Source organism: Halomonas sp. HL-93 (assembly GCF_900086985.1).
Lineage (GTDB): Bacteria > Pseudomonadota > Gammaproteobacteria > Pseudomonadales > Halomonadaceae > Vreelandella.
Genome location: NZ_LT593974.1, coordinates 33,870 through 60,007, shown reverse-complemented (window position 1 = coordinate 60,007; position 26,138 = coordinate 33,870). Strand labels below are relative to the sequence as shown.

At 53.2% G+C, this 26,138-nt stretch carries 24 protein-coding genes; 2 read left to right on the top strand and 22 right to left on the bottom strand.

Going from position 1 to position 26,138, the window contains the following annotated elements; all coding sequences use genetic code 11:
* Positions 1 to 28: 28 nt before the first annotated feature.
* The gene (locus GA0071314_RS00295) at positions 29 to 913 is read left to right on the top strand and encodes a LysR substrate-binding domain-containing protein (RefSeq protein ID WP_074394787.1); all 885 of its coding nucleotides are present in this window, start codon (positions 29 to 31) and stop codon (positions 911 to 913) included.
* A 151-nt stretch (positions 914 to 1,064) separates the two neighbouring features.
* Here GA0071314_RS00295 and GA0071314_RS00290 read toward each other — a convergent pair whose 3' ends face one another.
* From GA0071314_RS00290 to GA0071314_RS00190, 21 genes are all read right to left on the bottom strand, one after another.
* Positions 1,065 to 2,639, bottom strand: coding sequence for an aldehyde dehydrogenase (NADP(+)) (locus tag GA0071314_RS00290; protein ID WP_074394786.1), 1,575 nt, complete (start codon positions 2,637 to 2,639; stop codon positions 1,065 to 1,067).
* On the bottom strand, positions 2,639 to 3,388 hold the full coding sequence (locus GA0071314_RS00285; protein WP_074394785.1) for a FadR/GntR family transcriptional regulator: 750 nt from the start codon (positions 3,386 to 3,388) through the stop codon (positions 2,639 to 2,641). The genes GA0071314_RS00290 and GA0071314_RS00285 overlap by 1 nt, the downstream gene beginning before the upstream one ends.
* Positions 3,389 to 3,833: 445 nt before the next feature.
* On the bottom strand, positions 3,834 to 4,631 hold the full coding sequence (locus GA0071314_RS00280) for an NAD-dependent epimerase/dehydratase family protein (protein ID WP_074394784.1): 798 nt from the start codon (positions 4,629 to 4,631) through the stop codon (positions 3,834 to 3,836).
* Between the two features lie 54 nt (positions 4,632 to 4,685).
* On the bottom strand, positions 4,686 to 5,549 hold the full coding sequence (locus tag GA0071314_RS00275) for an amidohydrolase family protein (protein WP_074394783.1): 864 nt from the start codon (positions 5,547 to 5,549) through the stop codon (positions 4,686 to 4,688).
* A gap of 1 nt (position 5,550) precedes the next feature.
* Complete coding sequence (locus GA0071314_RS00270; RefSeq protein ID WP_074394782.1) at positions 5,551 to 6,687, bottom strand: mandelate racemase/muconate lactonizing enzyme family protein; 1,137 nt, start codon at positions 6,685 to 6,687, stop codon at positions 5,551 to 5,553.
* A gap of 40 nt (positions 6,688 to 6,727) precedes the next feature.
* Positions 6,728 to 8,008: a TRAP transporter large permease gene (locus GA0071314_RS00265; RefSeq protein WP_074394781.1), complete on the bottom strand. Its 1,281-nt coding sequence runs from the start codon at positions 8,006 to 8,008 to the stop codon at positions 6,728 to 6,730.
* A gap of 9 nt (positions 8,009 to 8,017) precedes the next feature.
* The gene (locus GA0071314_RS00260; RefSeq protein ID WP_074394780.1) at positions 8,018 to 8,545 is read right to left on the bottom strand and encodes a TRAP transporter small permease; all 528 of its coding nucleotides are present in this window, start codon (positions 8,543 to 8,545) and stop codon (positions 8,018 to 8,020) included.
* Between the two features lie 51 nt (positions 8,546 to 8,596).
* A complete protein-coding gene (locus GA0071314_RS00255) occupies positions 8,597 to 9,589 on the bottom strand; it encodes a TRAP transporter substrate-binding protein (protein WP_074394779.1) in 993 nt (330 codons plus the stop codon).
* Between the two features lie 34 nt (positions 9,590 to 9,623).
* Positions 9,624 to 10,541 carry a 5-dehydro-4-deoxyglucarate dehydratase gene (gene kdgD / locus GA0071314_RS00250; RefSeq protein ID WP_074394778.1) on the bottom strand — a complete coding sequence of 306 codons (918 nt, stop codon included), beginning with the start codon at positions 10,539 to 10,541 and terminating at the stop codon, positions 9,624 to 9,626.
* A 245-nt stretch (positions 10,542 to 10,786) separates the two neighbouring features.
* Complete coding sequence (gene tnpC / locus GA0071314_RS00245) at positions 10,787 to 12,385, bottom strand: IS66 family transposase (protein WP_074394777.1); 1,599 nt, start codon at positions 12,383 to 12,385, stop codon at positions 10,787 to 10,789.
* Positions 12,386 to 12,428: 43 nt separating this feature from the next.
* A complete protein-coding gene (gene tnpB, locus GA0071314_RS00240) occupies positions 12,429 to 12,785 on the bottom strand; it encodes an IS66 family insertion sequence element accessory protein TnpB (RefSeq protein WP_074394776.1) in 357 nt (118 codons plus the stop codon).
* A complete protein-coding gene (locus tag GA0071314_RS00235) occupies positions 12,782 to 12,994 on the bottom strand; it encodes a hypothetical protein (RefSeq protein ID WP_074394775.1) in 213 nt (70 codons plus the stop codon). The genes tnpB and GA0071314_RS00235 overlap by 4 nt, the downstream gene beginning before the upstream one ends.
* A 156-nt stretch (positions 12,995 to 13,150) precedes the next feature.
* A complete protein-coding gene (locus GA0071314_RS00230) occupies positions 13,151 to 14,494 on the bottom strand; it encodes an enolase C-terminal domain-like protein (protein WP_074394774.1) in 1,344 nt (447 codons plus the stop codon).
* A gap of 124 nt (positions 14,495 to 14,618) precedes the next feature.
* Positions 14,619 to 15,944, bottom strand: a complete 1,326-nt coding sequence (locus GA0071314_RS00225; protein WP_074394773.1) for an enolase C-terminal domain-like protein — start codon at positions 15,942 to 15,944, stop codon at positions 14,619 to 14,621.
* Between the two features lie 52 nt (positions 15,945 to 15,996).
* Positions 15,997 to 17,562, bottom strand: coding sequence for a galactarate dehydratase (garD, locus tag GA0071314_RS00220; protein ID WP_074394772.1), 1,566 nt, complete (start codon positions 17,560 to 17,562; stop codon positions 15,997 to 15,999).
* Between the two features lie 24 nt (positions 17,563 to 17,586).
* Complete coding sequence (locus GA0071314_RS00215; protein WP_074394771.1) at positions 17,587 to 19,095, bottom strand: tripartite tricarboxylate transporter permease; 1,509 nt, start codon at positions 19,093 to 19,095, stop codon at positions 17,587 to 17,589.
* A 16-nt stretch (positions 19,096 to 19,111) separates the two neighbouring features.
* The gene (locus GA0071314_RS00210) at positions 19,112 to 19,555 is read right to left on the bottom strand and encodes a tripartite tricarboxylate transporter TctB family protein (protein ID WP_074394770.1); all 444 of its coding nucleotides are present in this window, start codon (positions 19,553 to 19,555) and stop codon (positions 19,112 to 19,114) included.
* 108 nt (positions 19,556 to 19,663) lie between these two features.
* The gene (locus GA0071314_RS00205; protein ID WP_074394769.1) at positions 19,664 to 20,713 is read right to left on the bottom strand and encodes an ABC transporter substrate-binding protein; all 1,050 of its coding nucleotides are present in this window, start codon (positions 20,711 to 20,713) and stop codon (positions 19,664 to 19,666) included.
* Between the two features lie 59 nt (positions 20,714 to 20,772).
* Positions 20,773 to 21,684 carry a 5-dehydro-4-deoxyglucarate dehydratase gene (kdgD, locus tag GA0071314_RS00200; protein WP_074394768.1) on the bottom strand — a complete coding sequence of 304 codons (912 nt, stop codon included), beginning with the start codon at positions 21,682 to 21,684 and terminating at the stop codon, positions 20,773 to 20,775.
* 535 nt (positions 21,685 to 22,219) lie between these two features.
* Complete coding sequence (gene thpD, locus GA0071314_RS00195; RefSeq protein WP_074394767.1) at positions 22,220 to 23,131, bottom strand: ectoine hydroxylase; 912 nt, start codon at positions 23,129 to 23,131, stop codon at positions 22,220 to 22,222.
* A gap of 384 nt (positions 23,132 to 23,515) precedes the next feature.
* The gene (locus tag GA0071314_RS00190; RefSeq protein ID WP_074394766.1) at positions 23,516 to 24,433 is read right to left on the bottom strand and encodes an AEC family transporter; all 918 of its coding nucleotides are present in this window, start codon (positions 24,431 to 24,433) and stop codon (positions 23,516 to 23,518) included.
* 116 nt (positions 24,434 to 24,549) lie between these two features.
* Here GA0071314_RS00190 and GA0071314_RS00185 point away from each other — a divergent pair, with 116 nt between their 5' ends.
* The gene (locus GA0071314_RS00185) at positions 24,550 to 25,140 is read left to right on the top strand and encodes an SCO family protein (RefSeq protein WP_074394765.1); all 591 of its coding nucleotides are present in this window, start codon (positions 24,550 to 24,552) and stop codon (positions 25,138 to 25,140) included.
* Here GA0071314_RS00185 and GA0071314_RS00180 read toward each other — a convergent pair.
* The gene (locus GA0071314_RS00180; protein WP_231896485.1) at positions 25,137 to 26,120 is read right to left on the bottom strand and encodes an alpha/beta fold hydrolase; all 984 of its coding nucleotides are present in this window, start codon (positions 26,118 to 26,120) and stop codon (positions 25,137 to 25,139) included. The two genes, GA0071314_RS00185 and GA0071314_RS00180, sit on opposite strands and share 4 nt — an antisense overlap.
* Positions 26,121 to 26,138 lie beyond the last annotated feature (18 nt).

The window sequence follows — 26,138 nt, the reverse complement described above, 5'->3', positions numbered from 1 at the left end:
TTATTCAGCCTATTCATGAGGTTTCCGAATGAATATACATCGACTCTCTCCTTCTATGTCGATGCTACTGGCCTTCGATGCCGCCGCTCGGCACCAAAGCTTTACCCGGGCTGCGAGTGAGCTCAACCTGACCCAAAGTGCTATTAGCCGCCAAATTCAAGCACTTGAAAACCAGCTGGAGGTGAGGCTATTTGAACGTCAAGGCAAGAGCATCCAGCTAACAGACGTTGGGTCGATGTATGCACATGACATTGCTTCCGCATTAGCGCGTATTAACGGGGCCACGGCCCGCGTAAGCGCTTTCCGAAAGGGAGTGAGTTCACTCAACCTTGCCATACTGCCAACGTTTGGTTCGCGCTGGTTGCTACCCCGCCTAGCGATGTTTTACCAACATCATCCAGGCATCATGCTCCATATCCACACACGCATAGGCGAGTACGACCTTGCCGAATCAGGCATGGATGCTGCCATTAATGTAGGCACTGAGCCTTGGCCCGGGCTGGTGTCGCATTCATTAATCAAGGAAGAAATGGTGCTCGTCGCGAGCCCAAGCCTTCTTGCAAAACACCCTATTAAACAACCAATTGATGTTAGTCATCATTTGTTGCTACAGATTGCGGTTAGGTCAGAAGCTTGGCATCAATGGTTTACTGCTCAGCGTTTACCACTCGCTTACATGCGTCTCGGGCCACACTTTGAGTTCTCAACCCATTTAATACAGGCGGCGACAGCCGGTATTGGGATTGCCTTAGTCGCGCGTTGCTTGGTAGAGGAAGAGCTCCAGGAGGGAAGATTGACGATTCCATTAGTCAGCAGCCTCAATAGCAGCCGTTGTTATTATTTATTATACCCACCCGAAAAACGGGATTTTTCTCCTTTAATGAAATTTCGCGACTGGCTTTTATCGCAGTGACAGTTTAGCGGGTAAAAAATTATCTCGCATTAAGATGCCATTTATTGTCATTACCTGACCTATTAAACAAAAAAGCAATAAAAAGCGGCCCGCAGGCCGCTTAGTTGAGTACTTATCTAACGGCGCTTTTCAGATAGCGCCATGGGCTTGCTTAGGCTTCGCGTTTGCCGTCCACCAGGCGGCTGACCTTAAGCGGGTTGTCTTCCTGCAGGGCCTCCGGCAGCAACGCCGCTGGCAGCGACTGATAGCAGACCGGGCGCAAAAAGCGCTTAATCGCCGCACTGCCCACCGAGGTAGTGCGGCTGTCAGAGGTAGACGGGTACGGACCGCCGTGCACCATGGCATGGCACACCTCAACACCCGTTGGCCAGCCATTGGCGAGAATCCGCCCGGCCTTACGCTCCAGGGTAGGCAACAGCGCTTTGGCCGCGTCAATATCGGCATCGTCCATCTGCAATGTTACGGTCAGTTGGCCCTCAAGCTGCTCGGCCACCTGCTTCATTTCTGCTGCATCGTTGCACTCGATCACCAGCGAGCTAGCGCCGAATACTTCCGCTTGAAGCGCTTCTGAATCAAGGAAGTCGCTCGCCGAGGTGGCAAACAAGCCGGTTTGGCACTGATAGTCACCGCCGCTTTGGCCACGGGCGATTTCGCGCACCTTGCCTTCGCCGCTTAGGGCCTCAACGCCTTGCTGGTAGGCACGGTGAATGCCTGGTGTCAGCATAGTTTGCGCGCCGCTTTGCGTTACCGCATCGCGGGCGGCGTCGATAAAGGCGTCCAGCGAGGCGCCTTTGACCGCGATCACTAGCCCAGGGTTGGTACAAAACTGACCGGCACCCATGTTCAACGAGCCTACAAAGGCTTCACCCAGGGCTTTGCCTCGTGCCTTAAGCGCTTCGGGGAGCAGGAACACCGGGTTGATACTGCTCATTTCAGCGTAAACGGGGATCGGCTGAGGGCGGGCTTGCGCGGTTTTCATCAGTGCGGTTCCGCCGCTACGCGAACCGGTAAAGCCGACCGCCTGAATGCGTGGGTCGGCCACCAGCGCCTGGCCAATCTCATTGCCCGCGCCAAACAGCAGCGAAAAGACGCCTTCGGGGAGTTGGCAGGCTTTCACCGCTTTTTGAATGGCATGGCCGACCAGCTCGGACGTGCCCGGATGCGCCGAGTGGCCTTTGACAATCACCGGACAACCCGCCGCGAGCGCCGAGGCGGTATCGCCACCGGCAACCGAGAAGGCCAGCGGGAAGTTGCTTGCACCGAACACCGCTACCGGCCCCAGGCCGATATGGCGCTGACGTAGATCGGCACGCGGCATTGGTTGGCGATCTGGCAGCGCCGGGTCGATGCGTACGTCCAGCCACTCACCCGCGCGTACCACGGAGGCAAACAGGCGCAACTGGCCGCAGGTGCGGCCGCGCTCGCCCTCGATACGGGCTTGAGGCAGGCCGGTTTCGGCCATGGCGCGTTCGACCAATTCACTACCCAACGCTTCGATCTCGCTGGCAATGGTCTCAAGGAAGGTAGCGCGAGCGTCTAGTGTGGTCTCACGGTAACTATCGAAGGCTTCCTCTGCCAGCGCGCAGGCCTGCTCCACCTCCGTTTGACCGAGACCGGTGTATTCAGGGGGCAGTGTCTCGCCTGTGGCTGGGTTCACGGCTTGGATAACCGCGCGGCTTCCTTTGACTGCTTGCTGCCCAATCAGCGATGTGCCTTGCAGTGTCATCATTCACTCCCTTTGGTTGGCTGATATTGCGCGTACATGTTCCGTGCCCGATTAAGGTGCTGAAACATGGTTTCTTTGGCCGCGTCAGGATCACGAGACAAGATCGCTTCAAGAATGAAGGTATGCTCTTCGTGAACGCGCTCCAGATAGCGCTCCGCGGCCTGCGGATTAATATCGATACTCAGCAGCTTGGCGCGGGGGATCACGCTCTGGCTAAGCTGCTCGTAAAAAGTATCGAAGATGGGATTTTTGGTGGCTTTGGCGATGGCATGGTGAAACTCAAAGTCTTCCACCCGCGCTTGGGACTTCGCCGCGTGGGCGTCGATGAAAGCCACATGGGTCTGCTTCAGACGTTTCTCGTCGTTATCGTCATAGCGCAGCGCGGCAAGCTCTGCCGCCGCGGGCTCCATGGCTAGGCGCAGTTCCAACACGTGGAGAATATCGGCCACCGTGGTGGGGTTGATACGCTCGGCGGGGCGCGCCTCAATCGCAGTTGCGCGCAGTACGGTGGTACCTACGCCACGGCGGGTTTCCACCATCCCCAGCGACTTCAAATGGGTGATCGCCTCGCGAATGACCGTGCGGCTAACGCCAAATGAGTCGCACAAGCGGTTCTCGGTGGGCAGCTTTTCACCCACCGGGATATCGCCCTGCACAATCAGCGATTCAAGCTGGTCGGCGACATGGGTAGAAAGACTACCCTGCTTGGCGACTTTGTGGACGTTAAAGCTTGCTAGGTCCGTCGACATGATGATCCCCTTTTGCCAAATTATCCGCACGGTACCTAGTACCCTGCCAATAACGTAGATAAGTTGTTGAGCTGGCTGAAGGCTGTTCGTCTGTAAGCCTAGCCGTTTTCTTTATCAGCGAGGCTATTGAGCCACCGCGTTAAGCAGCTTTGTCAATGCTTCATGTAGCTCAGCCGGAATTTCAACGCCTTCAAGCTGGCTACGACGCCTTGCTTCGTGACGACGCTGAGACGGCAGGCGAGCCCCCTTGCTCGATAAGCCGGTATAAACCATGCGAGTGGCAATCGTCGCGCTGTGCGGCCATCACGCGGCGGGCAATCGCCTATGCGTGAACAGCCGCAAACCCATGACCCTCAAGAAGGCTGACGCTCAAGGCCCAGGCCTCATCGAGCGAGAGTTTCGCCATTTTTTGCATATCCACTCCTAGCCTAGTTTCCCGCTATTTTCAGGCATCATCAGGGTGGCCAGCAGCGACGAACTTGCCGCCCTGATACACAACCGCCGGATCATCCGGATCCTGAGCAGGCTGTTGGTTGATCTTGTCACGCCAGGGCTCGGAGCTGTCCTTAGGCGCCCAACCGAGAAAGGCGACCTTACCATTATCCCACCAGGACTCTCGGTTATGGGAAGCACCATAGATCACTGTATTGCCAAGCTTGGGCGCGACAAAAGCGCGTTCAAGCAAGCTCATAAAGTCCTCGACGCTCATCCAGGTGGCCATCATTCGCGCGTCGGCTGGTTCAGGGAAACATGAGCCAATGCGTACACTTAGCGTCTCAATATTGAACTTGTGGAAATACAGGCTGGCCAGGTCTTCGCCAAAACACTTGGAGACGCCGTAGAGAGAGTCAGGCCGGTGCGCGACGTCGGTATCAATTCGCGTGGTGCGTGGATAAAAGCCGATAGCATGGTTCGAACTGGCAAACACGATGCGGGGCTTGCCCTGCTTTCTGGCTGCCTCGTAGAGATGGTAGGTGCCCATAATATTGGCGCTGAGAATGGCCTCCCAGGGGCTCTCTACCGACATACCGCCTAAGTGAATAATCCCATCGCAGCCTTCTACCAATGCATTTACTGCCTGGGGGTCAGATAAATCAGCCTGCACGACTTCTTCATGCGCATCGGCGGTGCCCAAATCTGCAATATCTGAAAGCCTTACCCGTTTGGCTAGCGTTGCCAGATGGGGACGCAAGCTGCTACCTAAACCACCTGCCGCGCCGGTCACTAAAAGACGTTCAAGCATGTTGTTCTCCTTGAATAAAATATATCAATCACACCACACACCGTGATAAATCACTTAAAAGCCATAAAGGCGGGCCGGGTTTTCGACCAATATTTTTTGCCGGAAAGGCTCGCTTGCCCAGGCTAAAAGAACATCAAGCTGTTCAGCGTCATCTGGGTATTCGCTTCTCGGAACTCCAACATGCGGCCAGTTACTGCCCCATAGTGTGCGTTCGGGCGCGTGCGCCACGAGGCGTTTGGCGATGGGGCCTACATCCTCGTAATCAGGCCCGCCCAGTTGGCTGGCCTCGTAGCCCGCGCAAATTTTCAACCAGGCATTGCCCCTGTCCATCAGTTCCACAATAGCGTCGAGGCGAGGGTCATCTGCTCCCACTGGGGGCATGAATTTACCTATATGATCAATGATATAATCGCACTCTATGCGCTTGAGGTCCGCCAGGTAATCATCGATATAGCATCCATTGAACTGGACCATTAAGTGCCAGCCGAACGGGCGAATAAGCCGCTCTACCGCATGCATCTGCTCGGTTGTCACCGCCCCACCGGGTAAGTTCATAATGCGCGCCCCGCGGACTCCCGCCGCATGCCACTCCTCAAGCTTCTGTACGGGTGTATCGGGGCTTACCACGGCAACGCCTCGTGCCACACTCGGGCCAAGTATTTTCAGGCTCTCAAGCAGGGCGGCATTATCAAATTGATAAGCATTCGGCTGGGTAACCACAACGCGCTCAAGGCCCAAACGCTTCTGCACGCGCCGGTAGTGCTCAACGGTTGCAAGCTCCGGTATTTGAGGCCCGCCGGGCTGTGCCTCGTAGCCCGGGAGATAGAGATGGATATGGCAGTCGGTTGCCCCCGGCGGCGTTGCTAACGCTGGCTTAGGGCCGTCGAGCGGCCGGGTATTATCTGGAATGAGGGCCAACTTACACCTCCTTCATGGCATAGGTTTCAAGTGCCTGGCGATCAATTTCGATACCCAACCCTGGGCCGTCGGGTATTTTCACAATACCTTGGTGGTGTTCGATCGGGGTTTTCACCACGGCTTGCCGGAAAGGGTTTTCCGTACGGTCAAATTCGAGAATGGGCGGGCGTGGTTCACGCCGCGGCGGGTTAGGTAATAACGCCGCCATAAATTGCAGGCTGGCGGCAATACACACCGCCGTCCCCCACACGTGGGGGATAAGACGCACGCCGTGCAAATCCGCCATATCGGCCACGCGACGTATCTCGGTAAAACCGCCAACGCCACAGATATCTGGCTGAACGATGTCCACCGCCCGCGTTTCAAGCGGCGCTTGCATCGCGTAGCGACCATGCCACGTTTCGCCGCCAGCCACCGGTATAGGCTGACCTGCTTTCACGGCGCGGTACGCTGATAGCTGCTCGGGAATCACCGGCTCTTCAAACCAATCGACGCCCCATTGAGCCGCACGTTGGCCCACCTCCACGGCTTCCAACACGTCGTAACCATGGTTGGCATCGATCATCAGGCGCATATCAGGGCCGATGGCTTCACGGACGGCGGCAATCACCGCAAGGTCTTCCTCAACGTCAAAGCCAATTTTCACCTTCACCGCATGAAATCCCTCACGGCGATAACCGGCTACCTCTTCAGCCACGTCCGTTACACGATCAACCCCGTAACGCCGGAATGAGCCGGTCGCGTAAGCACGCACGCTTTCTCGCACCCTGCCGCCTAGCAGGGTGGAAATCGGCACGCCAAAGTGCTTGCCTTTGATATCCCAAAGCGCGATGTCGATACCGCTCAATGCCGTCACGGTGAGCCCGCGCTGACCCTGGTCACGCAACTGGTTATAGAGAGTTATCCAAATATGCTCTGTTTGTAGTGGATCTTGCCCGACTAAGTTTTGCGCATAAGCCGCCACTACAGCGGCGTTGAGCTTGGCCGGGCCTAGGCACTCGCCCCAACCCACCGTGCCATCGTCACAGATAATCTCGACCAGGCAGTGCTGACGCCTGGAAAACTGCATCGAAGCACTCTCAAAAGGGGTGCCGAGCGCGTAATCCAGCAAGTGTGTGCGAATGGACTGCACCTTCATATCGCAGATTCCTTATTAAAAGCGGGGGTAAACGGCACAACTACTCAAAAAAACCGGGCAGCGTAAGCGAAACAGCGGGGACGTAAGTCACCAGCATCAACGCTGCAAACAGAGCTAAATAGAAGGGCCAGATCGTGCGAACCGCTTTTTCAATACGAATTTTGCCCACCACGCACCCAACATAAAGGCAAGCGCCTACTGGCGGCGTACATAGCCCCAAACCGAGATTCATCATCAGCATTACACCAAACTGAATAGGGTCCATGCCCGACTGTGTTGCCACTGGCAGGAAAATAGGCGTACAGATTAAAATCAGCGCTGCCATGTCCATGATCATGCCTAGCCCTAGCAAAATCAGGTTGAGCATCAACAGAATGACAATGGGGTTATCGGAAATGGCCGATAACGCGTCCATCAGGAGTTCCGGGACGTTATAAAGCGCCAATAAGTAGGAAAACGCGGACGCACAACCGACTAAGATCATTACTAGTGCGGTGGTTTTAACGGCTTGATAGACAGCTTTTTTAAAGGATTCCCAACGTAGCTCACGGTAAACGAATGCTGTCACGAGAATGGCGTAGATCGCCCCAAACGCGCCTGATTCGGTCACCGTCAATACGCCTGAGAGTACGCCTCCCACAATAATGACGGCCGTTAATAAGCCAGGCACAGCAGCAACAAGGCTAAATAACAACGCCTGCCAGCCAGGAAATTCCTCCCCTTTATAGCCGCGTTTTACCGCCACAAGGTAGGCTGCAATTGCCAGGATCAAACACATTAAAATCCCTGGCACTATGCCGGCAATGAATAGCTGGGTGACTGAAATGCCTCCACCCGCCGCCACGGCGTACAAGATCATATTGTGGCTTGGGGGAATCACGACACCGGCCACGGAAGAGGTCACCGTGACATTGACCGCATAGTCGGCGTCATAACCTTTTTCTTTCATCACCGGGATCAGCAATGAACCCAGCGCGGATGTATCCGCCACCGCCGAGCCTGAGATCCCTCCGAACAGCATTGATGAGCTGACATTCACTAGGCCCAAACCGCCTCTGACTTTACCCACCATGGCAGATGCTAAACGCACAAGGCGCACTGAAATACCGCCTTGAAGCATCAATTCACCCGCAAAGATAAAAAACGGTATCGCCAGCAGCGAAAACACTGAGATGCCCGACAAAATGCGCTGGAAGGCCACAAATAAAGGCAGGCCCTCATAAATAAAGGTGACGGCTGCCGCCAAACCAACCGCGAAGGCGACGGGAGCACCTACAATAAGGCCTAAAAAAAACAGCCCGAAAAGAATAGCGAGGCCCATGATGACTCCTTATTTAAGACGGCTGTTAGTGACTCTTCCCAACATGTCGGCAGTCGCAAACACCACCATCAGCACACCACAAATGACTAATGGCGCAGCTCTCCAGCTTTCAGACAAACCAATCATTGGGATGGCACGCTCCAGGTTGTTAAGCACCAACAGCGACCCCTGATGAGTCATAAAGATGCCAAAACCAATAACAAACAAATCAGCGATGGCATGGAAAAGCTTGTTCCAAAAGGCGGGAAGTCCTTCGCGAATAAACTCAATATTTAAGTGGCTATTATTTCTTACGCCTGCTGCTGCCCCAAGAAAAGTAATATAAACAACAATTAATAGTGACGCCTGCTCTACCCACGTTGGCGTGTTATTTAGTACATAGCGTCCAAACACAAGCCAACCAAATAAAATAATCAGCAACACTAATAAAACACCTGCAATGATTAAACAGGTCCTAGCTGCCCCGTCTAGCACTTTGTCTAGCAAGCTTGGCTCTTTATCGGCCGGGTCTGGATGAGTCTCGGAGATGTCGTTCACATTAGCCTCCTACTGCCCCCTGGAAAAACGCCAGGGGGCATGTCCTGATAATCAGATCGTGTCTTGAATATCGGTAATCAACGACTCGAGATCTGGATTCTCTTCGATAAACTCATCATAAAGAGGCTGCATCTTTTCTTGGAATGCTTCTTTGTCTTCGACTTCGTTAATTTCAACACCAGCGTCTTCTACAATCTTGCGGCTTTCTTTTGAGCCTTCGGACCATAGCTCACGCTGTAACTCAGCAGCGGCTAAGGCCTCTTCTTCAACAATCTTTTTATCTTCGTCTGAGAGTTCGTCCCACTTGGATTTTGCAATACATAGGCACTCAGGAATAATCAAGTGCTCCGTTAACGAATAATATTGTGAAACCTCGTAGTGGTTACTTGATTCAAATGATGGAAAGTTATTCTCTGCGCCATCCAGCACCCCGGTTGTCAAAGATTGATAAACTTCACCGTATGACATGGGGGTTGCGTTACCGTCCAATGCCTCAATCATGTCGACATACAGGTCATTGTTCATTACCCGAATTTTCAAACCCTCTACGTCTTCGGGCGTCTCAATCGCTTTTTCGGTGTTATATAAGCTGCGTGCGCCGGACTCAAACCAGGACAGCGCGACCAACCCTTCTTCTTCCAACGCATCGGCAAACCGGTCGCCAATCTCACCATCCATCACTTCATACATATGCTCGCGGCCGGTAAACAAAAAGGGCAGCGAGAGCACATTGGTCTCTTTTACGATCGGCCCCATTGGCCCCATGTTGAAGTTAGCGAAATCAAGAGCGCCATTACGCGTTTGCTCAATCGCATCAGGCTGATCGCCTAAAACGGCATTGTGGTACACGCGTGGCTCAATGCGGTTTTCGGTACGTTCTGCCACTTTTTCAGCAAACGACTCCAGCGCGTCAGAGTTAGGATAACCCTCAGGATGGATATTCCAGCCTCGCCATTCAGCCGCTTGAACAGATAACGAGAGCACGCTGAGTGCGCCCACAGAAACAAGAGTAAGGCGCTTAATATTAGATTTGTAGTTATGCATGATGTTTCCTCTTAGCGTCAGTTATTGTTAAGTACTAGTTGCTTTTCTGGCTTTCAATGATGCGCGCAAGTGTTTGGCGCTCTGCCATCGTTGGCATCGTTAAAGGCGCGCGAACGTCTCCGGCCGGGCGACCGATAATCTCGGCACCCGCCTTAACCAGGCTCACGGCATACCCCGCTTTTTGATCCCGTAAATCGATAAACGGAATAAAAAACTCTTGGGTAATTTGCTTAACGATGTGGCTGTCCCCAGCGCGGAGGGCTCGATAGAAGGCCACCGCCATATCGGGAACAAAATTGAAGACGGCCGAGGAGTAAGTGTTAACGCCAATCGACAGATACGCTTCGGCGAAAATCTCGGCGGTAGGTACGCCACCGATATACGTCAGACGGTCGCCCACGGTCTTGATGATTTTATTCAGCGCTTGAATATCGCCCTTGCCGTCTTTCAGACCGATCAAGTTCGGGCAGGCATCGGCCAACGCCTGGACAGACGCCGCGTTGAGGATGCCGTTACCCCGGTTGTAGTAGATAACGTTGATCGGTGTGGCATCGCAAATTTGCTTTGCATAGGCCACCAGGCCTTCCTGTGGGCATTCGGTTAAGTAGGGCGGCATTAGCAGAATGCCGTCGGCGCCGGCTTCTTCCGCGGCTCTGGCGAAGGCTTTTCCCGAGGCCACGCTTATCCCCGCGCTGGCAATCACCGGGAGCTTGCCATCGACCACATCGACAGCTGCACGTACCACCTGGCGGTATTCTTCCAGCGATAGGTTAAAAAACTCACCGGTGCCGCCGGCCACGAATACCGCTGAAATGTCGTGGCTAATAAACCAGGCAAGCCGCTCGCGGTAGCTGGCTTCATCGAACTGGCCGTTATCGTCGAAGTCGGTGATCGGGAACGAGAGTAGGCCATCACCGATCGCTTGTATTACGTCTTGTTTGGAAAACTTCACGCCACCATCCTCATGCCGTCCTTGTCCAAGTGCGTCGCGTCGAGGTTAGACTCTACGCAAAGCAGCAGTTGTAATACATCATACAAATGAAAGCTAGTCACACGCCTGTCGTTAGGCAAGTCGCGATGGGTAAAACACGACCAAAGTTTAACCCCGCGAATTGCTTAAAAAACCGCAGAGCAAGAGATAACTATCTGATAATAAAATTGTAAGCGCGCCATAAACCCCATCTATGCAAGCTTCGCTTAGACCGGTAAGGTCTCTTTCCACTGCCAGGGCAGCAGCGTCGTCAGTTCATCATCGTTGAGGGTGGGCAGTGTCTTGAAGACGTGTTGTAAGTAGTCGTAGGGCGAGAGGCCATTGGCTTTCGCGGTTTCGATCAGGCTGTAGATCGCCGCACTGGCGTGAGCGCCGCTCTGCGTATGGCTGAACAGCCAGTTTTTGCGGCCGACGACGAACGGGCGGATGGCATTTTCGGCCGGGTTGTTGTCCAGCGGGATCAGGCCATCATCGAGGAACCGGGTCAGGCGCGGCCACTGATGATCCAGGTAGTGCAGGGCTTTTCCCAGCGCACTTTTAGGCAGCACCTGCGCCAGTGACTTGTCGAGCCAGGTGCGCAGTTGAGCGATTAAGGGTTGGCTCTTCTGCTCACGCAGCCTGTGGCGTGCTTCGGGCTCAAGTGCTTTGGCCTGTTTTTCCACGCCGTACAGCTTACGGATCTGGTTCAGCGCCCAGTCCGCTTTGCCGGTTTTGCCTTTGGGCTGCACTTTTTGCGCCTCGACGAACTTGCGCCGTGCATGTGCCCAACAGCCCGCCTGGGTGATCCCATTGCGACGCACCACCTCGGCGTAGCCTTCGTAGCCATCGGTGACCAAGCGACCTGCATAGTCACCCAACAGGCGCACAGGCACTCGCCCGGCACGGCTGGCGTCATAATCGAACAAGACCACCTGTTGGCCTGGCGGCCCCCCGCGCTGCACCCACATGTAAGAGGTGGCACTGGCTTTGCGATCCGCTTCTTGGTTCACCTGGAGCGTCGTTTCATCCATATGGATCAGCAGGGAACGGAGCAGGTGTCGGCGTAGCGTCTCGATCAGCGGGGCGATGCGTTCACCGGCCTGCACCATCCACCGGGCCAGCGTATTGCGGGGGATCTCCGCCCCATGGCGGGCAAAAATCTGGCTTTGCCGATACAGCGGCAAGGCGTCTTGGTACTTGGCGGTGGCGACATAGGCCAGCAGCGTGGCGCTGGCATTGCTTTTCGGCAGTAACTTAGCGGGCGCCGGGGCAGTCTTGACGCCGTCTTCGCAGGTTCGGCACGCATACTTACGTCGCACATGACGGATCACCTCCACCCAGGCGGGCACGACGTGCAGTTCCTCGCTCACTTCTTCGCCGATGACCGTGAGCGCGGTGCCATCATCCTGACAGTGACGTGCCTCTTCAGGGAGATCATGCACCACCTCAACCCGTGGAAGCTCGGGCGGCAACGCTACCCGGCCACCCCGAGAGCGGCGTTTCTTCGCCGGCGCCGTGGGCTCGGCCACGGTGTCATTAACCGCCTCGTTGTCCGCTGCGTCGGTGTCGCCGTCTTCCTCGTCAACCGCCACTTCGGCTTCGTTGATCAGCAGGTCCTTTTGATCCACCTGATACTTCTCGGTGGAAGGACCGAACTGACGCTCCAGGGCCAGCCGGAACTGTTCAAACAGCGATTGTTTGGTGGCTTCCCACTGGGCTTCTTTTTTCTCCATCAACGCCAATAGCCGCGCATTTTCAGCGTCAGCAGCGGCCAGCTTGCGCTCAAGCTGGGAGATCGTTGGCGAGGAAGAATCGGCGTTTTGCATACTACCGAGTATACCAAAAACACCGCTGAGACAGGAGAAAAAACTAACCAACCTGCTGAAAATACAACGCTTTATGAGGTTGCATGGCCTTAAGGTTAACGCCATCCAGCAGCCAGTTCAGTTCCTGACCGGTCAGCGTCACCGTGTCGCCTTCCAGATGCGTTGGCCATTTAAATCGCTCGCGCTCCAGGCGCTTGTACCACACCACAAAGCCGTTACGTTCCCAGAATAGCAGCTTCACCTTATCGCGTTGGCGGTTGCCGAACACAAACAGCGCCTGATCGAACGGGTTCAAGTCCATGGCCTCCTGGACCAGCAAGGCCAACCCATCGATTTGCTTGCGCATATCCACGGGTTCGCGGCATAAATAAACCGTCAGGTCGGTACCAGGGCGGATCATGTCACCACCTCCACCGACAAAAACCGCGCGGGACGGCAGCGTGGTGGCACCGGCAAGCCTTGCACGCTTAACCGCTTCTCCCATGTCAGCAGGTCGGTGAGGGGTAACGCTTGTGAGTCGGCGTAATCACTTAACGGCATATTCAGCGCTGAGGCATGATAGAGATGGCCCAACCAAAAGGCCTGAGTGGGGTTGAGTTCACAGGTCATGACGATCTCCAAAACCAAAGAGATCACCAGTGTGATCAGCCCTCACGAGATTAGGTAGATGGGTTTATTGGATCGCTTACATAAAATTAGTATGGTAATACCCCGGTCTCTATAGCCGGAGGATACTAAGGTGTGGATACGACCGAATATTAATATTTAGCGGACAAGCGCGGGTTTTTTGGCATCGAAAGACCAATTATTAATCAAGTATTGCATTGTCTTTGAGTCATCTCTCGCCCCGCTAGATAGCGAACGATAAAGCTTATTAGCCTGCATGACAGCTTCCATATCAATTTCAACCCCCAAGCCAGGTTCATCAACAACTTCAATGCTGCCATTGATAATTTCAAGTGGCTTTTTGGTTAACTGGACATCTCCCTCTTGCCAAATCCAATGTGTATCAAGCGCCGTAATTTCTCCCACTGCAGCAGCCCCAACATGAGCAAACATTGCCAACGAAATATCAAAGTGATTGTTAGAGTGCGATCCCCACACCATGCCGTGATTGGCACAGAGCTGCGATACACGAACGGCGCCGGATAATGTCCAAAAATGAGGATCCGCGAGTGGAATATCTATTGATCGCAGCATTAAAGCATGCGCCATTTCCCGCCAGTTGGTTGCCACCATGTTAGTAGCTACCGGTATACCTGTGGCCTGACGAAATTCCGATAATATCTCCCTCCCCGAGAATCCCTGTTCTGCACCACAAGGGTCTTCTACATAAGCCAAAACATCCTTCATACCACGGCATAATTGTATTGCTTCTTCAAGATACCATGCACCATTTGGGTCAATCGTGGTGCGAGCGTTTGGAAAGGCTTTTGAAAGAGAAGTAACTGCTTCAATCTCGTCTTCTCCGGCCAGCACCCCGCCCTTAAGTTTAAAGTCACGAAAACCATATCTATCTTGTGCGGCCTGAGCAAGCTCGACAATACTTGATGATGTAAGCGCCTTTTTATCCCGCATCCGATACCATTCGTGGCCCTTAGATGTTCTACATTGCCGAAAATCTAGTGGAGTAGCGCTTCCATCACCGATAAAGAATAGGTAACCTAACACATCAACTCTGTTACGCTGTTTACCTTCCCCAAGTAACTCTGCCACCGGTACACCAAGGTGCTTACCCATAAGATCGAGTAAAGCCGCTTCAAGGGCAGCAACTGCATTTACTCTTAACTCAAACGTCCACGCTCCCTTACCAAAAGCCTCAAAATCAGCCATTTGACCTTGCTTACTAACAGAAGCCACTATCGAGCGCAGCTTTCCGATTGATTGCCCTTCAATAAAAGGTTTGGCTTTTTCAAGCGAGTGCAGAATAGTTTCCCCACCAGGCGCTTCGCCAACACCCAGATTCCCTGAACTATCTTTAAGAACAAGAATGTTGCGAGTAAAAAAAGGGGCATGCGCACCACCAATATTGAGCAGCATACTGTCACGACCAGCAACTGGAATAACTTGATACTCAACAATCGTAGGAGTATGAGTACTAATAACCATGAAGCTTAACCTCAGTATATCTAATAATATTTAATATATCATTCGCCTATAATGGCAAAGACTAGTAACTATTCGCATGTTCCACTAATTTTTAAAAGGTGTGGATGCAACCGATTATTAATGTTTAGCGAACAAGCGCAGGCTTTTTGGGATTGAACTCCCACCCTGGAATTAAGAACTGCATGGCCGCGGCATCGTTGCGCTGGGTAACGTCGAGGCTTTGATAGAGTCGATGGGCTTCCATCAACTTGTCCTCATCCAGCTCAACGCCAAGGCCTGGCGTTGAAGGCACCTGTATTTTCCCGTCACGTATCTGGAACGGATCCTTGGTGATACGTTGGCCATCTTGCCAAATCCAGTGGGTATCAATAGCGGTGATTTCCCCCGGACAGGCGGCTGCCACGTGGGTCATCATGGCCAGCGAAATATCGAAGTGATTGTTGCTGTGTGACCCCCAGGTCATCCCCCACTCATTGCAAAGCTCACCTACCGATACGGCTCCCTGCATGGTCCAGAAATGACAGTCGGCGAGCGGGATATCCACGGCATTGAGCTGAACGGCATACTGCAATTGCTTAAAATCAGTTGCAATCATATTGGTCGCGGTGGGCAGCCCGGTACGCTTTTTAAACTCGGCCATGGTTTCTCGGCCTGAGTAGCTTTCTTCTTGGCCGCAAGGATCCTCAGCATAACTAAGCAAGTGCTTGATGGGGTCTAGTACCCTGACCGCCTCGTCAAGCGTCCAGGCGCCGTTTGGATCAAGGGTCAAGCGCGCCTCAGGGAAGGCATCATGCAAAGCGCGGATACAATCGGCCTCTTCTTCGCCACGCAACACACCGCCTTTGAGCTTAAAGTCCTTGAAGCCGTAGCGTTCGTAAGCCGCTTTAGCTAGGTTTGCGACTGCATCCGGGGTTAACGCTTCCTGATAGCGCACTTCGTCCCAGGCGTCTTTCGGGGTACTCGTTTTGGGATAAGGCAAATCGGTTTTTGCTGGATCACCGAGCAGGAATAAATAGCCCAACGCTTCAACCTCATCGCGTTGACGGCCATATTGACCAAGTAAATCGGCAACAGGTATCTGCAACGTTTGTCCAAACAGATCAAATAACGCCGCCTCAAGGCCCGTAATGACATGTACGGCAACGCGTAAATCAAATGTCTGGCGGCCTCGCTCTTCTCGCCCATTTTTGGCTAACAGTAAGCGCGCTTTATTTAGCGTCTGCTTAATATCACTAACTTTAGAGCCTTGTATAAGGGACCGGCATTGCTCGAGCCCCTTAAGAATGCCAGCACTTGAAGGGATTTCGCCAACCCCCTGATTACCGGCATCATCCTCTAGTATGACCACACAGCGAATAAACCAGGGCGCATGCCCACCACTCAAGTTCAATAGGAAACCGTCATAACCCGCTACCGGCACCACACGCATTTTCTTAATAGAAGGAAACATCAGCTTTTACCTCGTAAATAATTGAGACCACCTGATGGCATACCGATTAATTTCAGGTCACAGGCGCCGGATTGAATAGAACCAAGTCGTTATGAATACCCAGCCGGTCGGCAGCAGCCTGCTTACGCCCGCTCGCCACATCGAGGATCAGGTGGAACAGCTCCCAACCCACCTCTTCGATGCTGGCCTCGCCCGTCGCAATACGCCCAGCATCCAGATCAATAATGTCGTGCCAGCGCTGGCCTAGCCGAGAATTGGTGGAAACCTTGAGCACCGGCACCATGGACAACCCATAAGGTGTACCACGACCAGTGGTAAACACTTGCAAGTTCATCCCGGCAGCCAGTTGCAACGTTCCACAAATGAAGTCACTGGCGGGGGTGGCGGCAAACGTAAGCCCTTTGCGCCTCAGCCGTTCACCCGGCCCGATAACATCTGCGATGGGGGAATTACCTGATTTGATAATTGAGCCCAGCGCTTTTTCGACCACATTGGAGAGTCCACCGCGCTTATTGCCCGGCGAGGGATTAGCACTGCGGTCTGCTTGCCCTTGAGCCAAATAGTCGTCGTACCATGCCATCTGCTCAATAAGCGCCCTTCCGACATCTTGGTTAATCGCGCGAGGCGTCAGCAGATGAATAGCATCACGTACTTCGGTGACCTCCGAGAACATAACGCTGCCCCCGGCTCGCACAATCAGGTCGGTCGCAAAGCCAACTGCAGGGTTGGCGGTCACCCCTGAAAAAGCATCACTGCCACCGCACTGCATACCGATGCTTAGTTCAGAGGCGGGGCAGGTTTCACGACGGCGGCGATTCAAACGCTCCAGATGGCGTTCAGCCATGGCCAGGATACCCTCGACCATCTCACCAAAACCCTGAAAGCTCTCATCCTGAAGGCTCAGTACATTGGCATCAGGATCCGCCGCTTCTGTGTTTTGATAAATTTTGACGGGCTGGTCATCGAGCAACGTTGAAGGCTGGAGTTTTTCGCACCCCAAGCCGATCACCATCACTTCATTGCCAAAGTTCGGGTTTAGGGCAATGTTCTTAAGCGTGCGAATGGGGATAATCGCCGCAGGCGCGTTGATAGCGACGCCACATCCATAGCTATGGTTGAGCCCTACGACATCATCAACATAGGGGTAGCGTGGTAGTAATTCACGCTTTATGCGTTCCACCACATAATCCACAGTGCCCGCTACACACTGCACGCTGGTAGTGATCCCAAGCACGTTCTTAGTGCCCACACTGCCATCGGGGTTGCGAAACCCTTCAAAGGTATAGCCTTCAAGGGGCTCAACATCAGGGGCCGGGCGAGTGGCCAGCGGCAACTCTTCTAAAGCAGGTGCTGTGGGTAGGCGCACTTTGGATTCATCAACGTGCTCCCCTCTGGCAATAGCGGCAAGCGCATGACCAATAATTTCACCGTAGCGAATAATAGGCGCATTATCCGCAATATCAGTGAGCGCCAACTTATGCCCTTGGGGTATGCGCCCTTTAGCAACCAAGCCGCCGGTGCCTAGCACCTGGCCCTCTGCGATGCCTTCAGCCTCTACCACGATGGCGACATTATCGTCGGGGTGTACTTTTATGATTTTGCTTTCAACATTTGTCATGAGCGTTCCTGTTTAATATTCGTACTAGCCCACAGCGTTATGTTGATGCTTGGCGCGATTTTTCCGGCTCATCATGAGCGAGAACACCACGGAGGCAAGAATAAGCAGCCACAGCACTACGGCAATGGGGCTTTTAGTGAAGAAGGTGGTAAATGTGCCAGCCGACTCAAGGCTTTTGACAAAGTAGACCTCTGCTTGGCTACCGAGGATAAAACCAATGATCAAAGGTGCCACTTCCAATCCAACCTTCTGTATCAAGTACCCCACTACACCAAAAATCAGCAGCGTCCAGACATCGAACATAATGCCGTAATTGATGGCGTAAGCACCCACAACACACATCATCACAATAATGGGGAAGAGAATATGCTTGGGCACCAGCACGACCTTGGCAATGTGCTTGATGGCATAGAACATCAGGAAAAACATGACGATATTGGCAAACACTAATGCCGTCATCATGACGTACCATGTTTCAGTATTTTCAGGAATGAACAATGGTCCTACCTGAATACCCTGCAACGTGAAAGCACCAATTAGAACCGCTGTGGTAGAGTCACCTGGAATCCCAAGCGATAACAATGGAATCAGTGCACCGCCGGTTAACGCATTGTTGGCTGACTCTGACGCAATAATACCTTGGGGAGCCCCTTTACCCATTTGAGAAGAGTCACGCGCCAAGTTTTTCTCTTGGGTATACGCTAACACTGAGGCGGCGCTGCCACCCACGCCTGGCAACAAGCCGACAAAGGTGCCTATAAAAGAAGAACGGGTAAGGTTTGTCAGGCTACCTTTGAAGATTGATAAAGAAAAACCAGAATCTTTACTAACCTTCACGCTTTTTCCAGACACTTCACTTTTAACACCCTTTTCAGCCTCTAAAAAAATTGTGGAGATACCGAAAATCCCTATCAGCACGGGCAACAGAGAAAACCCTTCAAAGAGGTAAGGCTCCATAAAGTCAAACATCAAGCGAGTCTTGCCGTTACCACCATCAGTCGTGCTGTAGTCACCAATCAGGCTGAGCCAGATGCCAATCACACCACTAAAAATGCCCACCAGCATGCTGTTTGACAGCGAGGCGATGACACTCAGTGCCAGCAGGATTATCAAGAACTTCTCTACATAGGAGAACTTAATCGAAAAATCCGCCAATAAAGGCGCAAAGAGAAAAAGCACTGCGGCACTTAGCAGGCCACCAAAAACAGAAGCAATGACACAAATTCGCAGGGCCTTTTCTCCCTCCCCTTTTTGCGCCATCGGGTAACCATCGAAAGTAGTAGTGATAGATGATGGTGTGCCGGGAATATTGATGAGTACCGCTGGCACCATGCCACCCGAGATGCCTCCCACATACAAACCAAGTAATAAAGCCAGACCGTTATGAAGTCCTAGAGCATAGGTTAGCGGCAAACATACGGCGACCGCCATAGTAGCGGTCATACCAGGAATTGCGCCAAAAATAATGCCGACTAGCGTGCCAAACCCGGCCAGCAAAAAGAAAGTTATGTCAAATAAGGATAAGAATTCCATAGGGCACTCGCTTTAATCACGGCAGGGTAATAGCAAACAGCTTGGCAAGGATCAACCAAACTAAGCTAGGTGCAACAACGGCATTAATGACCACAATAATGAGCGATTTCTTTGTCCACTTATGCATATACATAAGAGACATCAAAAGAACGAACAATATTGAAACAAATAAAAAACCATACCCTGTATAGGGGAATAGATTGCCCACTACAGCCATTAGATAGAAATAAGCGACGATCAGCGCAAGCGTGCCGAAAAAACGCCATCCATCCATGGGTTCACCTACAATAGGCAGAGAACGTTCTCCTCTCTTAACAGCAACTAGAAAAGGAGCTACTTTTGCCACTAGAACAATGGCAAACAAAACGGCCATGATCCAACTGATAATGGTTGGGAAGAACAAATGCGAGTTCTCGAAATCGACCGAGATGCTGAGCAGACTTGATATACCTGATTCCATAATCGCTCCGGAAATAAGCAGGAGACACCCTGTCTCTGTATTATTCTCTATCGGTTCTACCTGAATGAAAGGGCACTGGTAGAACTAAGCCACCAGTGCCCAAAGGATTTATTTGATGTTTTCGATGATACTTGCGTAACGCTCTGCCTTCTCTTTAAAGTGCGCTTCAGCTTCATCAGATGGCATGAAGTTGGGGATGAAGAAACTGTCTTTCAGGGTTTCCTGAATCTCGCCCTCATCGTAGATCTCGGCCAGCGCCTCATCGATTTGCTCAACGATAGCAGGGTCCATGTCTTTGTTATAAAGGAAGAAGAACTCCTTATCGAAAGTGAAACTTTCGTCATCGCCCATGGTGACGTTGACGTTAGGCTCAACATACTCCAACAACTGTTCACGCGATGTTTCGCCCAGCCCATCTTCAGGCGCTTGTTCTATGGTTTCCTCACTCGCCGTCAACCAAACGAAACGCATGGCCTTTTGATCATCTTCAGGCAAGCGAGTGAACTGCTCGTTAGCTTGCACGGAGCCATTAATAACGTCGACTTGATCATCGAACAGCTGCTGATTCTTGTCCGACTGGGAGCCTGTGTTCACAGCGACCAGATTATCTTCCTGCCCCGGATGCTCAATGGCGATAGCGTTCTTCAAAGCGCTAAAACCGATCTCGGAAACGCCACCCGGCTGGATCGCAACACGTATTGTCTCGCCTTCACCTGCGGCAGCGATGATGTCCTCCAGATTCTCGTAGGGCGAGTCCTTGGGTACCAGATAAGCATTGCCTGGGTTAATAGATACGGCAGGCCCAATGGCGTACTTCTCGAAGATATCGCTGAAGCCTTCCACGCCGTATAAGTGGCCTAAATAGGCATAATCATGGAAGATCATCAGGGTATTACCGCGCGGATCTCGGTCCAGAGTGCGAAATGCCGCGTTCGCCCCAACCGCATCGACCTTCATGTTGATATCTAGATGCTCGGCTAGCTTGTCCACTACGAAACTGGAGTTCTGATAGGTGTCTGCCCCGGTCGACGTAGAGCCGATGACAACGCGGACATTCCCGCGTAGTTCCTGGGCCAGGACAGTACCAGAGCTGGCGCTTATTGCCGCCATAAGCGCTACCGAACCTACGCCTGTCATCATTTTTTTGGATACGATCATAACTTCACCTCATTCGCTCGTTGTTAATTTGTTATCACTTTGCGGTTTGATAAGGATTTTTACTTCGTATTATCGATTAGTTGCTTTAATTGCCGACACTCGTCGGCAGACGGCATCGTCAATGGCGCGCGAACGTCTCCGGCCGGGCGACCGATAATCTCGGCACCCGCCTTAACCAGGCTCACGGCATACCCCGCTTTTTGATCCCGTAAATCGATAAACGGAATAAAAAACTCTTGGGTAATTTGCTTAACGATGTGGCTGTCCCCAGCACGGAGGGCTCGATAGAAGGCCACCGCCATATCGGGAACAAAATTGAAGACGGCCGAGGAGTATGTGTTAACGCCAATCGACAGATACGCTTCGGCGAAAATCTCGGCGGTAGGCACGCCACCGATATAGGTCAGACGGTCGCCCACAGTCTTGATGATTTTATTCAGCGCTTGAATATCGCCCTTGCCGTCTTTCAGACCGATCAAGTTCGGGCAGGCATCGGCCAACGTCTGGACAGACGCCGCGTTGAGGATGCCGTTACCCCGGTTGTAGTAGATAACGTTGATCGGTGTGGCGTCGCAAATTTGCTTTGCATAGGCCACCAGGCCTTCCTGTGGGCATTCGGTTAAGTAGGGCGGCATTAGCAGAATGCCGTCGGCGCCGGCTTCTTCCGCGGCTCTGGCGAAGGCTTTTCCCGAGGCCACGCTTAACCCCGCGCTGGCAATCACCGGGAGCTTGCCATCGACCACATCGACAGCTGCACGTACCACCTGGCGGTATTCTTCCAGCGATAGGTTAAAAAACTCACCGGTGCCGCCGGCCACGAATACCGCTGAAATGTCGTGGCTAATAAACCAGGCAAGCCGCTCGCGGTAGCTGGCTTCATCGAACTGGCCGTTATCGTCGAAGTCGGTGATCGGGAACGAGAGTAGGCCATCACCGATCGCTTGTATTACGTCTTGTTTGGAAAACTTCACGCCACCATCCTCATGCTTCCCTCGTAGAAGTGTGCCAACACCCATTCGCGAGGCTTAAAATCGTGACAACCTCTTAGTTGTCATACATCATACAAGTTAAAAACTAATCGCCCCCGTCGGGTTAAGCAAGTCGGCCATCGCAAAATACAACCAAAGTTTAACCACCTCTCCCATAGGCTAAGCGCGACGCTTATGCAGCCTCATATCACGCAATTCAACCATTAACAGCGACTTAGGCGTTTATAGTCAGCGCCGCACTCTGCTAAGGGAGTGTGGGCGGTTTCGGGGTATTTTTTGCTCATACCTTGGAGCTAACGTTATTTATTAGAAAATCATGAAGGGAAGGTAAACATCTAGCATTCGCGACCCCCTGCTGCATCAGGGGGCCTGTAAGTGCGTATCCTAGGCGCGTCATTTTTTGATCAACGTCCAGAAGGCGGTTCAAAATCTCGAAAATCTCGCGAAGTGCCGTATTGGCGCAAGTCAGCAATTGCCACCGTCAGGTTTTGCGCTCAATACGGCAATGTACAAGAGGTTACTCCTGAAGGGGCTCAAGGGGCTCCCACTCGGTGCGGTTGGCCAGAAATTCTGGGCGAGGCCGGTTACCGCAGTAAGGGTCGTGAAGTGTATTTTCAACACTATTGTAGACAAAGAACAGGTTACTTCTTGGCCAGCAGGACATGTTGATATTGGAGCCGTGCATGGTATTGCTTTCGAAAATTACCAGAGACCCTGCTGGGCCTTTGGGTGCTTCAATATCGTTTTCAAGCATTATCTCGCGAAGGCTGCTCGCGGGCGGCACCCCTACCTCTTGGCTTTTCAGCGACTCTTTGTAGTTATTTTCCGGCGTTCGTCCCACACAGGGAACAAAGTACCGGTGCGAGCCGGGAATCAGCATCAGCGGACCGTTAAACTCGCCGTTGTCAGTGAGGACGATTGAACAACTTAGCGCACGCATACGCGGCATGCCGTCTTCGCTATGCCATGTTTCAAAGTCCGAATGCCACTCAAACCCCTTACCTTTGAACCCTGGCTTATAGTTGATCCGTGACTGATGGATATAGACATCACTGCCCAGCAATTGCTTAACGATCGCCAGCAACTTTGGATCTCGAGTCAGGCGCTGGAAGCGTTTTGATACTTGATGGATACCGAACACCGTGCGTATCTCTTCACGCCCTGGTTCAAGAATAGTCCCTTCGGAGAGCTTCAGATCAGCATCGTCTTCATACTCACGTAGCTCTTGAAGAAAAGCCTGCATATCGTCAGCATCATAAAACCCTTCAAATGAGAGGAAGCCTTTTCTCTCATACTCATCAATTTGCGACCTGTCCAATGGGCCATTCGCAAGCTGAGACTCATCGCCATATACCACTGGGTCGATGCGCTCAAACATTCCCAACTTTCGTTCCAAGCGAGTGGGGAAAAGATCTTGGGTATCATTCATGGCAAACTCCTCCGTTAGTATGCATGTCAGAAAGCGCGTTCAGGCGCCACTTTTAAAACGTAGACGCCAAAACACGCCTCAGCAATGACGCCCTATCCGCGTTAGAAACGTTTCAGCTATGCATGCGTTTAAAATCAGCTGCTAAGCGAAGATAAGTAGCCAAAGAGGCAGCATAAGAAGAGAGGCACTAACAGAGATTAGAAAAAAGAAAGCCGCTCCAAAGGAGCGGCAAAAGACCGTGACTAGCAATGAGAGGGAGAAACCATGACAGGAAACTGTCGCTTTCTGTCGTGGTCTGTGGCGTCTCATCAAACGCCACAACCACAATGTAATCGTTCTCATTTACCGCGTCAACACAAACACGAATATTTTTTATTTAGTTTTTCATCCGCTCGCCAGTTGAAGCCAAACGGGCAGCGTCAGCATCGCCAACAGCGTTTGACCGGTAATAATCGCCGCCATCAATTCAGCATCGCCGCCCAGTTGGCGGGCCAAAATATACGCCGACGTAGCGGTAGGCAGCGCGGCAAACAGCAACGCGACATCACGGCTCACCGTATCCAGACCTACTAGCCAAGAGAGCCCCAGCACCAGTGCCGGCATGAGTATCAGCTTGACACTGTTAGTGGCCAGCACACCGCGGTCAACACGCAGCAGCGCGGCCGGGCGCAACGCCACGCCGACAGCGACCAGACCAAGCGGCAAAGCAGCGCGGCCTAATAGGTCGACGGTAGCGTGGCTCCAACCCGGAAGCCCTATGCCTGAAAGATTCAGCGCAATGCCCAGTAAACACGCCAGAATCAAAGGGTTTTTGATCAGCGCCATAATGCTTTTGCCGAGGCTGGTGTTACCCAGCGTACCTGCGGCCACAAAGCTGGCCACGCACATGATGTTGACCACCGGCACCATCAGCGCCACCGCAACGGCGGCAGTGGTAGCGCCTGCGCTGCCGTGCAAAGCCGCCGCCCCGGCCACCCCTACGTATGTATTGAATCGCACGGCACCTTGAAACACCGACGTAAACGCCGCTGGCGTCAACTTCAGCTGTGTTCTCAACCGCCACAGCAATACGCCAAATATGGCCATCGCGCCAAGCAGTACCAGGGCCAGGCGGGTAACGGGCACTTGGCTTACATCCGCTGTTGCCAGCGTCGCCACCAGCATGGCAGGAAACAGCACAAAATAGATCAGCCGCTCTATATGCGGCCAGAACGTATCGCTGGGCCAGCGTTTAACGCCCAGTGCCGCGCCCAGTAATATCAATAGAAACAAGGGGCCAAGGGCACCGCTAATGCTTTCCAATGGAGTACCTTATCCTTTTGTTCGACCTCGCCGTGACAGTCACGGGTTTACTGTTACTATGAGAATAGTTGTCCAGTCGCCAGCAGATGCTGGTACACCGCCTGCAGGGAGATACCATGGCCTTTCCAAAATTATGGCTTGGTGTCGGCGCCGCCGCACTGGTCGTTGCGAGTGGCGTCGCACTCTACAAGGCCACGCTATCTCCGCAAAGCGACATACCTCCCGGCGGTGAGATTGAACTACCATCCACCCAAGGCGATTTTTCGCTTTCCCAGCTTGCCGACGACCAAGTTGCCCTGGTGTCGTTCGGCTATACATATTGCCCTGACGTATGCCCCATGACGCAGTCGGTGAAACGCCAGGCACTGGCTGAGCTTTCGACATCACAACGCGAACAGGTAGTGCCTGTCATGGTCACCGTTGACCCGGAACGCGATACCTTGGAACGGCTCGAAGAGTATCTGGCGTTTTTCGGTGAAGACTTTATCGGGGCCAGGGGAAACCAGTCCGAACTGGATGATGTGATGTCCCGTTATGGGGTCATCACGCGGCGCGTTGAGGCGCCCGATTCCGCCATCGAATACACCATCGACCATAGTTCGTCGCTTTACTTAGTCAATCGTGATGGCGACGTTTTACAACGCGTGCTGTATTCCCCGACTCCCCAAGGACTTAGCGCTGCGCTGGAGCAGGCACTGGATGGTTAATCCTGCCGGTCAGACGGTGTTTGCAAGCGACCCAGCATAGCCATCAACGCCTGAACCTGGGCGCCTTCACGCGTATCGTGCAGCGGAGTTAATTGCGAGGCACCCTCGGCGTATCCCCACCAGTCCCAGCAACCCTGAGGGTTCATCATGCTGCTCTTTGCCTGGGGATAAAGCACAATCTGCTGATGCGTCGCCGCCCAGTCGTTGAGCCCGCTATGGCGCACAAACGCATCGTCGTTCATTTGGCAGCCGTGAAGCGCCAGCGTGACGTCGCAGCCGCCCTGCTCACACCCTTCGGGCGTGTAAACAAACCCGCTATCGGCCATGCCGCTTACGGCAAATTCAGATTGGTCAAAGGCGCGTAATTCTCCCTGGCCTTCTCTATCTGCGTCACGATCGGGGTGCAGAAAGCTCAGCATCTCCCCGGCCACATCGTCATCGCAGGCAAGTAAGTAACTGCCCCCACCTTGCTGGCAGTCGCCTAGGGACTGGGGAGACGGCATTTCGGCCCGTAAGCGCACCGGCCAGCCGTGGCCTGTATCATCGCGCCGGACCACGCGCAGTTGCTCGCTAGTGGCCAGCCAGCGCTCCCACTGGGCCGCCAATAAATCACCTACCTCAGGCTCCACGACATCGTCGTCTTCACCGTGCCACAAAAAAACCCTTAGCTGACTGAGCGTTTCCCGCGGGCCGACCTGCTGGGCCGATTCATAACGGCGGCGGCGATTTTCAAGCCTATCCAGAGACGGCACGCCGCTTGCGGTCGACATACAGGTATTTAGCGCTCGGCTTAATGACCCTTCCGCGCAGCCCCAAGGGCCTGCGGCCAACACACCCACCGCGCTGAAGCGTTCCGGGAAGGCCACCGCCAGTTGGGTGGCCATGTAACCGCCGGACGAAACCCCGACCACGCTGACGGCGTCTTTACCAGCGCCTAAGGCGGCCAAAGCCTCGGGGGCTGCCTGGGTAGCCGTCGCCATTAGAGGGCTACTGAGCAG